8 protein-coding genes are annotated in these 11,564 nt (G+C 61.5%); 3 read left to right on the forward strand and 5 right to left on the reverse strand.

The window, feature by feature from the left end; genetic code table 11:
• Positions 1-244 precede the first annotated feature (244 nt).
• A complete protein-coding gene (gene clpP, locus BLS41_RS14000) occupies positions 245-892 on the forward strand; it encodes an ATP-dependent Clp endopeptidase proteolytic subunit ClpP (protein ID WP_074765417.1) in 648 nt (215 codons plus the stop codon).
• 195 nt (positions 893-1,087) lie between these two features.
• Positions 1,088-2,554 (forward strand): NYN domain-containing protein, encoded by a 1,467-nt coding sequence (locus BLS41_RS14005; RefSeq protein ID WP_074765419.1) that lies wholly within the window; start codon positions 1,088-1,090, stop codon positions 2,552-2,554.
• A 355-nt stretch (positions 2,555-2,909) separates the two neighbouring features.
• On the opposite strand, the gene BLS41_RS14010 is transcribed toward BLS41_RS14005, so the two are convergent.
• Together BLS41_RS14010 and BLS41_RS14015 are read right to left on the reverse strand one after the other, a co-directional pair.
• Positions 2,910-4,745: a PQQ-binding-like beta-propeller repeat protein gene (locus BLS41_RS14010; protein WP_074765421.1), complete on the reverse strand. Its 1,836-nt coding sequence runs from the start codon at positions 4,743-4,745 to the stop codon at positions 2,910-2,912.
• Positions 4,746-5,062: 317 nt separating this feature from the next.
• On the reverse strand, positions 5,063-5,614 hold the full coding sequence (locus BLS41_RS14015) for a glycine zipper family protein (protein ID WP_074765423.1): 552 nt from the start codon (positions 5,612-5,614) through the stop codon (positions 5,063-5,065).
• 356 nt (positions 5,615-5,970) lie between these two features.
• On the opposite strand from BLS41_RS14015, the gene BLS41_RS14020 reads away from it, so the two are divergent.
• Entirely contained in the window at positions 5,971-6,273 is a 303-nt protein-coding gene (locus tag BLS41_RS14020; RefSeq protein ID WP_143026261.1) for a hypothetical protein, read from the forward strand.
• Positions 6,274-6,372: 99 nt separating this feature from the next.
• On the opposite strand, the gene BLS41_RS14025 is transcribed toward BLS41_RS14020, so the two are convergent.
• The 3 genes from BLS41_RS14025 to xseA form a co-directional block, all read right to left on the reverse strand.
• Positions 6,373-8,739: a tetratricopeptide repeat protein gene (locus BLS41_RS14025; protein WP_074765427.1), complete on the reverse strand. Its 2,367-nt coding sequence runs from the start codon at positions 8,737-8,739 to the stop codon at positions 6,373-6,375.
• Between the two features lie 188 nt (positions 8,740-8,927).
• Positions 8,928-9,506, reverse strand: coding sequence for a superoxide dismutase [Fe] (gene sodB, locus BLS41_RS14030; RefSeq protein ID WP_074765429.1), 579 nt, complete (start codon positions 9,504-9,506; stop codon positions 8,928-8,930).
• 219 nt (positions 9,507-9,725) lie between these two features.
• Positions 9,726-11,105, reverse strand: coding sequence for an exodeoxyribonuclease VII large subunit (gene xseA / locus BLS41_RS14035; RefSeq protein WP_074766538.1), 1,380 nt, complete (start codon positions 11,103-11,105; stop codon positions 9,726-9,728).
• Positions 11,106-11,564: the final 459 nt, after the last annotated feature.

Below are 11,564 nucleotides of genomic sequence, written 5' to 3' on the forward strand. Positions count from 1 at the left end.
ATTCGTGGTGGTGAAAAATGCTGCCCGCTTGCTTCGGTGCCGTCCTTTTGTTTCTGACTTTTGATGTTCTTCCCAGCTTGACGATCTGGCTACCGACGATGTGACAACAAACGAAAAAAATATTTCTGTCACATCGCAGCCCTCTCCTTCGTCAAATGAGCAATAACCGGCGCATGGGGCGCGTGGTTTCAAATCGGCCGCTGCTATCAGGCATTCGCGTCGCGCCGCTTATAACGAGGCACCTATGCATTCCAGCCATTCCTTTATCACCGGTCTCGGCCTTGTACCTACCGTGATCGAACAATCCGGCCGCGGCGAACGTGCGTACGACATTTATTCCCGTCTGCTGCGCGAACGCATCGTGTTTCTGGTCGGCCCGGTGAATGATCAATCGGCTAGTCTGATTGTCGCGCAACTGCTGTTTCTGGAATCGGAAAACCCCGACAAGGATATTTCCTTTTATATCAACTCGCCGGGCGGCTCGGTGTACGACGGCCTTGCGATTTACGACACCATGCAATTCATCAAGCCTGAAGTATCGACGCTTTGCACAGGCTTCGCCGCGAGCATGGGCACCTTCTTGCTGACCGCGGGCCAACGCGGCAAGCGCTATGCATTGCCGAACGCCCGCATCATGATTCACCAGCCATCCGGCGGCAGCCAGGGCACGGCGGCAGACATCGAAATTCAGGCGAAAGAAGTGCTTTATCTGCGAGAGCGGTTGAATGCAATAACCGCCGAGCGCGCCGGGCGCAGCGTCGAAGAGGTAGCGCGAGACTCCGATCGCGACAACTTTATGTCCGCGCACGAGGCCAAGGAATATGGCTTGATCGACGACGTGCTGGAAACACGCGCTGCGCTCGGCGACCCCAGTCGTTATCGGGATATGTAGGGTTGGTGAGTCGCCGCGTCATGCCATGAAACTTGCGACAGTCAAGGAACGATGCTCACCGGCAGCACTGAAATTTCCACATGCTTTTGCTGAACCTGTCGGTGCGCAAGTGCCACAAATTCTGCTCACCTTCGCTGGAATCGCTATCATGGTCGCGATTCGTCGAGTTCGACGATCGCTTCAATGGAGATATACATGGCGTCATCCAACGAAACCGTCAGCATGGCGCTATTCTGCGACTTCGAAAATGTCGCGCTAGGCGTGCGCGACGCGAAGTACGACAAGTTCGATATCAAGCTGGTGCTCGAACGTCTGTTGCTCAAGGGCAGCATTGTCGTGAAAAAAGCCTACTGCGACTGGGACCGCTACAAAAGTTTTAAAGGCGCGATGCACGAGGCCAATTTCGAATTGATCGAAATTCCGCACGTTCGCCAATCGGGCAAGAATTCCGCCGACATCCGGCTCGTGGTCGATGCACTCGACCTCTGCTACACGAAGTCTCACGTCAATACGTTCGTGATTATCAGCGGCGACTCCGATTTTTCACCGCTGGTGTCAAAGCTTCGCGAAAACGCCAAACAGGTGATTGGCGTGGGCGTGCAGCAATCCACGTCGGATCTGCTGATCGCGAATTGCGACGAATTCTTTTTTTACGACGACCTGGTGCGCGAAAGCCAGCGGGCAGTCGCCAAACGGGAGTCCACGCGTCCGCCCAAAGATGCTCAGCAGGCGGCCAGACGCGCGCCGGGCGAGGAGAAGCCCCGTCACAAGGACGACCTGGAAAAGCGGCGCACCAAAGCGGTCGAAATTGCAGTGCAAACATTCGACGCGCTTGCGTCGGAGCGCGGCGACAGCGGCAAGATCTGGGCGTCGGTGCTGAAGAACGCGATCAAGCGTCGGAAGCCGGACTTCAACGAGACGTACTACGGTTTCCGCGCGTTCGGCAATCTGCTCGAAGAAGCGCACGCGCGTGGGCTGCTCGAATTTGGCCGTGATGAGAAGTCGGGTGCGTATGTGTATCGGAGTAACGCTGCGAGTGCTGCGGGCGAGAATATGAATGAGCCGGTCGAGGCCGAATCGTCCGAGCAGTTGTATGAAACGCAGGTTGCTGAGGCTGTGGTGGCCGAGACAGTTGCCAAGCATGAGTCTCGGCGTCGTGGCCGAGGCAATCGCAAGCAAGGCCGTGGCCAGCAGGAAGCCGTTCACGACGAGCGGACCATCGCCGGGCAGGCGATCGACGTTCAACCGGGGGAAAGCGAACGGTATGAGCAGGATTGGTCTACCAGCGAGCCTGTTTTCGAACAACCGGATGCGGCTTCGGTAGCGTCGGAAGCCTCTTCATTCGCACCAGAACGAGGCGCGGTTGAATCGGAGAACGCCATCGCCGGAGCGCTCCCCGCTGGGAGCGAAGAGCACCAGGAAGCAGACGACAAGCCCGCTGAACGTCGCAAAACAAGAGCACCGCGCAAAACAGCCGCGAAGAAAGCGAAGAAAAGCGCGCCGCGATCAATCGATGAAATACCCGAGATCGCCGTGCCTGCTGAGCCGACCGCGCCGTCGAACGATGTGCAGGAGGCTCCGGTTGCCGCAAAGAAGGCCGCACGAAAAGCCGCGCCGCGAAGCCGGCGTCCGCGCAAGGCAGCCACAGAGAGCGACTCTTAGTAAAGCGGCTCACATTGCGTGATTTATGTCGACAGCAAGAGAAAGTCAGCGGCGGTCGTCGCAATGTGAGTGCGGAACTAGGGGCGGCATCAATAAGTAAGGCCTCATTCGCAATGAAGAGGGCTTGTACGGTCGGCCAAGGTGAAGTGGGTCGTTGCTGAGTAAGCCGAACGGCATAACGGCCGGCCCTCGTGCACTGCCCCCACCAGACCTCAAAAGAACGTGGGCAGCGAAGCATGTTTGCTTCGCCACCTCTGGCCTGCGCATCACCTGCCTGATGCTCATGTTGCGCGGTCCGGGCTACCAACTCCCTGCCCTCTCCCACCCGCTGCGATCCACTCCCGCCCTACAACCCTCACAACAATCCAAACACCGCCACCCCATTGGTCGCGCCCACATAAACCTTTCCTCGCGCGATCATCGGCGTAATGAATTTATTGCCCGCACCCCACTGATCCCGCGTTCCGGCCTGGTTGCTGTTGTACAACTCGCGTGCGAGATTGCTCGCGTCGTAAGCATGCAAAGCGCCGGTTGTGCCGTTTTCTGCGGCCCACACGATTGCGTTGCTCGCGCCGTTCGCCGACACCGCCGGCGTCGCACCGGGGTAGGCAAACGTCGTCGGACTTTTCGACGCGGCGGTCGTCGCCAACAGCGCCCCCGTGACCGGCAACGCCTTCAGGTTGTCGTTCAAGCCACCGTAATACACCACGCCCCCGTAGTAAGCCGGTGATCCCCAGATACCGCCCGCCAGCGTACCGATCAACTCCTGCCAGATATTGTTGGTGGTCGGATTGAATTTGCCCATCGAATCGCGATCGACAACATAGATCAGGTTGTCTTTACCCGCCGCCACCGCGAGATGTTTTACGACACCGTTCGCGGTCGTCTGATCCGGCAGCAACATCACGCCACCCGAGCCGAAGTCATTGTCGGCGGCGGCCTCGGCGACGACGTTGTCCATCGCGAAATAATCGGTCACCTGCAAATTGCTCAATGACAACTTCATCAGCGAGTTGCCGTAGTCGCCATCGACGGGAAATCCTTGCGCATTCAGCGTGGTGCCGAACGTGCCGTTGCCGTCCACGACGTAGAGCGAGGTGCCATCCGATGCCATCCCCGAGCCCGCCATCCAGACCGATCCCTGGCTGCCGTTCGGCGCCACGTTCAGCACACTGGTCTGTTTGAGCGTGTCGGCGCTATATCCCATCAGCCAGCCGTTATATGCGCCCGACATACAGTGCGCCGTCCAGCCCATATAAACGGTTCCGCCGACCAGCGTGAGCGCGGCGCGCACCGAATGCAGCGACGGATTGAACGTGATCACACCGTTGACACTTCCCGCGCCATTGCCGGGGAAAGTGGCCGCGATTTCCGTCGGACCGCCAAGCACCTCGGCGCCGGTGGCGAGATCGAGCGCATGGAGTCGGTGGTGGTAGCCGCCGCTAGCGTCCTTCGTCATCGCGACGGCATAGAGCACGCCATTCGTGCCGCGATTGCGGTCGATCACCGGCGTCGACGTAATGCCGATTTCGGGCGTGATGTCCTGGCAGCCCCGGTCGTCGCTCGGTGTTTCGCCGCTGCCGACCAGCGAGACCTTCCATAGCTGCGCGAAGGTGCTGGCGTCGTATGCGTAGACGCTATCGTGCTCGGTGACGACGTAGACCACATCGTGCGACGCACCGCCAATCGACAGACTGGTGACGAACAGCGGCTGTCCGTCGACCTTGCCGTCGGCGGCAAGAAACGCGACTTTACCGAAGCTGGCGGAATTGACGTTGGTAGGAGTCAGTGCTGTCTCGGCGAGCATCTGACCGGTGCGCGCGAGATCGTTGTGATGCATCAGAACATCGGTGGCAAAAACGATCGTTGACGTGGATGATCCGCCCGAACCGCCAGCGCTTCCGGAAGAACCGGTGCCAGTGCCGCTGCCCGTGCCGGTAGTCGTCCCGCTACCGCCGCTGCCGGAGCCCGTCGACGAGGTTCCTGTGCCGCTGGTCGACCCGCCAGTGGGATTGCTGGCTCCGCTGCCACCTCCCGAACCCGACGACGAGCCGGCCGAACCGCCAGAACCCGAGCCGCCCCCGCCGCCTCCGCACGACACGAACACTGAGACGATCAACGCTATGGACAGCCACGCGCACACCCGCGTCGCCACACTCGGATCAGATGTGCCGGTTCTGGGTCTCCACATAATCGCCTCGTTTTTTTGCACCGTGCCGGGCGCGCTCCGCGTCGAGTGGCGGAGTAAAAACGTCGCGTGCAGGCAGGGATAAGCTGGATGTTGCTGACCGTGCGAGACCGCCGACCAGCGGCGGTCACACACTCCATCCAAACCTACGCCCTTTGCTGACGGCGCTGTCGCCATCCTGTCGCGTGTTTACGCCAGAGATGACGGAATCTTTACAGCGCGTTGCCGGGCTTTCGAAACGGCGTACAGCGAAGCGAATATGCAGATCTTTCCGCTGACTAATTGCCAACTAATGCCGACAAATGCGGATCAATGCAGATTTAGTACGGATACGGCGCGTACATGACCGGCGGCGGCGGAGCGTAATACGGCTGCGGCGCAACATAGACCGGCTGCGGCGCGGCGTAGTAACCGCGCGGCTGGATCGTCTCACCCTTCGACGTCATGCATTGTGCGTAAGCGGTGTCGTAGCGGGATTGCAAGCCCGCTGCGGAATATTGCGCGCTGTTGGCGCCGTTCGAGCCGCCGATCAGCAAGCCGCTGCCTGCGCCGATTGCCGCTCCCGCACCCGCGTTGCCAGCGGCAGCGCCGATCAGCGCGCCGATTGCCGCGCCGCCGAGCGTACCGAGTGCCGCGCTGTTGACGCTGTTGGTGGTGGCTGCCTGCGACGCCGTGCCGTTCGGGTCCGTCGAGCGGTTCGCGTAGTCGCGGCATGCATAGTCGTTCTGCTGGAACTGGCCGAGCGTCTCGCCGCTGTGCGGCAGCGCGACAATGCTCGGACCGCTGGGCGGTGCCACCGCGCAGCCGCCGAGCGCGAGCGCAACGATGACGGCCGGTATCGCAAGACTGATGGATTTAGTGCTGGAAATCATACTGGTGCGCTTCAGAGGATCGGAATTCAAACGTTAGGCCAATCGGCCCGGTTCGTGGTTACTGGATCGTTACAGAAAGTTTATTGCTGCATCGCGCACGTGGGCCGCACGAGCCGCGAGCATACCCGAATCGCCGACGCTCTCGTTTGCGTTATATCGGGTAACGCTTGTAAGTGCGGCGGCAATCAAATTCTGCATCGGGCCGCCTAAACTCGCTGCGAGCCGGGTGGCAAAAAATGCTGCACGAACCGCTCGCCGCGACGCGCGAAACCCGATTTCGGACAACCCGTGCCATTAGCCGCCCATGCGTGTTGCGCCCCTCGGCGGCGGCCGTCAACGAAACAAAGGATGACTCAATGAACCGGCTAGTTTTCGCTGTGCGCGCGGCCTGCGTCGCGTCCTTGTCCTCCTTGATCTGTGCCTCGCCGGCTTTCGCCCAAGCGGATCAGGCCGTGCAGAGCGACGTGATCCAGCATCCGGCCACGAACTTCTCCAGCACCACCGCCGCCATCTCAGACAATTTCCAGTACATCAACCATCCGCCTGCGCCCGCCGTGCCGGCAAGCTCGCCAAAGTCGAACGGCGGAGGCCGGGGGCATCGGCATGGAAAAATGTCGGGGACTCAGGATTCGGACGGCACGGCGTCTACGCAACCCTGAACCGGCCAGACAGTACGCCTGCATGAACGGCCCCAAGCGCAAACAGCCAATCACCACTGCGGACGAACGGCTCAGTTACCAACTGTGACAAACTTTTGGTCAGGTGCAGGTCTGACGACACCACCGCGCCCACACGTCGCGATACACCTTCTCCACATGCGCAGCAAAGCGCATGCCGTTCATCAACGGCGACGCTTCGAGGCGTGCGCGCAAACCCGCTCGTAGTCCGCTCAATCGAGTTAGATCCCGCGCCAGTCCAACTGCGATCTCGACAAACCGTTCATCGCTTTCGGCAACCAGATCCCGCAGTCCCATATTTGCCGATTGGCTCAGCCCGGCGCGCCCGGCCGCCGTTTCGCCTACCCGCGTAACGACCGGCACGCCCATCCAGTACGAATCGAGGCTGGTCGTATGGCCGTTGTACGGGAACGTGTCGAGGCCGACATCGATCCGGTGATAGGTGCGCAGATACTCCGCGCGGCGCTGGAAGGGAGTGAAAGAGATTCGTCCGGCATCGATTCCCACTGCGCCGAGCCGCTCGATCAGACGCACGCGAGCCGGGCCATCCGGCGCCATCAGCAGCAGTCGCGCGTCCTTCACTTCGCGCATCACACCGCCCCACATCCTGAACGTCGCGTCGCTCAGCTTGCAGGGGTTGTTCAGACAGCCGAACGTCGGATACCCATTGGTCAGCGCGGGCAACGCGTTGACCGTCGGCGTGTCCGTCAGCGGGTCGTAGCACCAGAACGAATCAGGCAGACGGATCGAAGTTTCGCTGTACTGGTCATCCGTTCCGGTGGGATCGAGCCACGGATCGGTCAGCCGGTAATCGATCGAGCGCATGCCGGTCGTTCCAGGATAGGCCAGCCACGCAATCTGCACCGGCGCGGGTTTGCGCGCGAACAGCAACGGCCGGCCGTCCGCCATATGCATGGTCAGATCGATCAGGATGTCGATGCAGTCATCGCGGATAACTTGCGCGAGCCGCGCGTCGTCGAGTTCGCGCACATCGCGCCAAACGTCGGCGTGCGACGCGACGCGCTGTGTCAGATCGTCTGGCCGCGTCACGCTGGCATAACAGTAGATCTCGAATTGCGCGTGATCGTGATGCGACAGCAGCGGCAACGTGAACAGCGTCTGACAATGGTCGCGGAAATCCGGCGACACGTAGCCGATACGCAAACGCCGCGACGGCGTCGCATCGTTCGCATGCGGTTGATGGGTGTCGAGATGACGCGTCTCATGTTGCTCGGACCAGCGTAGGCATTCGTCCAGCACGGGCTGCGGATGCTCCGCCTGAAAACTCAGCCCATACGCGAGATTGCTGTGAGCGATCACGTTGTCCGGGTCGCTCGCGAGCGCTCGCCGGTAGCTGTCGATACCATCGTCGAGCCGCCCTTGGTCCTTCAGCACATTGCCCAGATTGTTATGCGTGACGGAGTGCGTGGGATCGACACTCAACGCTTCCCGCAGATGAGCCTCGGCTTCAGCTACACGCCCAAGCGTGCGCTTGAGCGTCGCGGCATTGTTGAGCGCAGCCACGAAGCCGGGACGCAAGCGGATCGCCGTATCGAACGCGTGCTCCGCCTCTTCGTGCGCGCCCGATTCCTGATAGACGATGCCCAGATTGTTATGGGCATCCGCGTGCGTGGGTGTTTGCGCGATCGCCTTTTGATAGTGAAGCGCGGCTTCGCGCCGCCTGCCGAGCGCGTGCAGCGCGTTGGCCAGGTTGTAGGCCGCTTCGGGAACCGCCGGGTCCAACTCCAACGCACGAGTGAGCAGTCCGGCAGCCTCTGCGGGGTCGCCCCGCTGCTGAAGCGCGACGCCAAGATTCACCAGCGCGTAAGCCGACGCGGGAGCCGCACGCACCGCCGCTTCCAGCAATGCAAGCGCTTCCTCCTGACGATCGCCTGATTCGAGCAGCGTACCGAGATTGGTGAGCGCATTGGCGTCGTCGGGATGCAATTCAAGCGCACGTCGATACGCAGCTTCAGCGGCCTTCGTGTCGCCCTGCTGACGGTGACAGTTGGCCAGATTGTTGAGCGCATCGGCGTGCGCGGGTTCGAGTACGAGCGCTGCCGTATAGGCTTCGATGGCGGCAGGATAGTCGGCGCTCGACTGCAGCGCCGACGCCAATGCACACAGCACGTCGGCGGAAGCCGGGTCGACTGCGAGCGATTGCCGGTACGCGCCGATCGCTTCGTCGAGCCGTTGAGCAGCGGTCAGCACATGGCCGCGAACGAAGTGGTATTTCGCGTTATCGGGAACGAGCTTTAACGCCTGGTCGAGCCAGCGGAGCGCGCTGTCGTGGGCACCCGTCTGCATGTCGAGCACGCCGAGACGGAACATCACATTGGCGTCGCCCGGTTCGATGGCGAGCGCGTTTTCGTACAGTTCGCGCGCTTCGCCGAACGCGCCCGCGAGGTGCCGTGCCATCGCGAGTTCCAGAATCTGATTGCGGTCCATCGTGTCCCTGACTGTGTTGCTATTAATCGACCAGGCGTCGCGCTACGGTTGACTCATCCAGCCATTATCGCGGACCAGAAAAACAGAAAGCCCTCACATGTGAGGGCTTTCTGTCGTACTCCTGCTGTTGCCAGCCGTTGGCGCCTGCGTGAAAGTCAGCCGTCACGCGAGACACGCAACCGTCGATCTCACGCGAAGTTCTTCGACGCGAATTCCCAGTTGACGATGTTCCAGTACGCTTCAACAAACTTCGGACGCGCATTGCGATAGTCGATGTAGTACGCGTGTTCCCACACGTCGATCGTCAGCAGTGCCTTTGCGTCGGTGGTCAGCGGCGTAGCAGCGTTGCTCGTCGACACCAGGTCGAGCGAACCGTCAGCCTTCTTCACCAGCCATGCCCAGCCCGAGCCGAACGTGCCGACTGCGGTCTTGGCGAATTCTTCCTTGAACTTGTCGAACGAACCCCACTTGGCGTTGATCGCGTCAGCCAGTGCGCCGGTCGGAGCACCGCCACCTTGCGGCGACAGGCTGTTCCAGAAGAACGTGTGGTTCCACACTTGAGCCGAGTTGTTGAACACGCCACCCGACGACTTCTTGACGATCTCTTCGAGCGACAGGTTTTCGAACTCCGTGCCCTTGATCAGATTGTTCAGGTTGGTCACATAGGTCTGGTGGTGCTTGCCATAGTGAAACTCGAGCGTCTCTTCCGACATGTGCGGGACGAGAGCGTTTTTCGCGAACGGCAGCGGCGGGAGCGTATGTTCCATGGTGCTTTCCTTGTGTCTGTATCTGTTGTGGGGGAGTTTGCGGATAACGCTTTTGAGCACTCGATTGTAGGCGAGTTGGAATAACCCCGCAAACCAACGGACTTTATGCCCGGCATCGGTAAACGAGCCGTGCATGAAGCGTATTCGAGGGTATCCGCACGTCGTGTGCCTGCTTCGTCACGTGTGCGGATCGGGCGTGCTCAGGTCGTTGGCAAAGTGTCAGAAACCATCGGTAAGACGCGCTTGCACGTCGGCCAGTGCGATGTCGGCCGAGCCCTCGGCGAGATGCACGGTCAGGCGCCGCCCCGGCTTCAACGACGACGGCGCGCGCACCGCGCGGCCGTTTTGCGCATCGAGCACGGCGGCGTAACCGCGCTCCAGCGTCCGCTGCGGACTCAGCACTTCGAGCCGTGCAGCAAGCGAGTCGACACGTGCAAGCTGACGTTCATGCTGGCGTAACAATGCCGCATCGAGACGTTGCGAGAGATTACCCAGTTTCGCCCGATGCGCGGCGAGATCGGGACGCCAGCGTTGCCAGCGCATCTGCAGCAGCAAAAACCGCGCTCTTGCATCGCGCACGGGACGCGCGCCGGCGGACCCGAGCCGCACGCTCAGTTGCTGCAAATGCGTGCGTTGTCGCGCGAGACGTTCCGCGGGCGACACGAGCCGGCGCGCAAGCCAGTCGAGTTGCTGCGCGCGCCGCTCCATCATTCGACCGAAACCGCGCGCAAGCGTGGCGTGCCGCTGATCGAGTTCGCGCAACAGCAGCACGCGTTGCGGGCTGACGAGTTCGGCCGCGCCGGTCGGTGTCGGCGCGCGCACGTCGGCGGCAAAGTCGGCAATCGTGAAATCGGTTTCGTGACCGACGCCGCTCACTACCGGAATCGCGCTCTCCGCGATCGCACGCGCCAGCACTTCTTCGTTGAACGCCCACAGGTCTTCGATCGAGCCACCGCCACGGCACACGATCAGCACGTCGACTTCACGCCGCGCATTGGCTGCGTCGACCATCGCCGCGAGCTTGCCGCTGACGCCTACGCCCTGCACGGGCGCCGGATAAACGATCACCGGAATATGCGGCGCGCGGCGCGACAGCGTGGTCAGCACGTCGCGCAGCGCGGCGGCCTGCAGCGACGTGACAATGCCAATCGCTCGCGGATGCGTCGGCAGCGCGCGCTTGCGCTCGGCGGCAAAAAGCCCCTCGGCTTCGAGCTGCGCCTTCAGCCGCAGGAACGCTTCGTAAAGACGCCCTTGGCCCGTACGGCGTACCGCTTCCACGTTCAGTTGCAATTCGCCGCGCGGCTCGTACATCGTGACCAGCGCGCGCACTTCAATGCGGTCGCCTTCGCGCGGCGTGAATTCGGCGTATTGCGCGCGTCCGCGGAACATCACACAGCGCATTTGCGCCTGCGCGTCCTTGATCGAGAAATACCAGTGACCGCTCGCGGCGCGCGTGAAATTGGACACTTCGCCCGCCACCCACACGAGCGGAAACGAGCGTTCGAGCATCGAGCCGATTGCGCGGTTGAGTGCGGAAACGGGAACGACGACTTCACCGCCGGGCGCGGCCGACGAAGCAAAAGGGCTTTCGGGATTCATGCGAGGGAGTATCTGTGACTGGCCGGACAGACGATAGACCGAGCGGCCATCCGCGTCCAGCTTGTCCGCTGAATTGTTAAAAGTGTCCACATGGCGGGAGTCGCCAGGCGAAGTCCGCCAAATCGCCCGCCAGGGCGCATGAATTCGAAGCATCCCATTGATTTATATGGAGTTTATATTCCGCCAATGAGAACCCTTACCGATCCGGAGCGCCCGGAACGGCCCTCTCGGCCCCTCGAATGGGAGGTTCTCCACAAAGTTATCCACAGGCTGCGGTTAGCGCGGACAGTCCCGAAGCGCCGCGCCTCCTCTGTGCCACGACTTGCCGGGCTGGACGCCCGCGCGCTAGAGTGGCGGGTTCCACGGCATGCCAGACGCCCGCGAAACCTGCCATTGCGGCACACTGCATGCGAGCGTCGGGCGTCAATACCGACGTCCTCGTTCAAGCCCTGGTTGCCT

Origin of the sequence: Paraburkholderia fungorum (assembly GCF_900099835.1) — a bacterium.
Classification (GTDB): domain Bacteria; phylum Pseudomonadota; class Gammaproteobacteria; order Burkholderiales; family Burkholderiaceae; genus Paraburkholderia; species Paraburkholderia fungorum_A.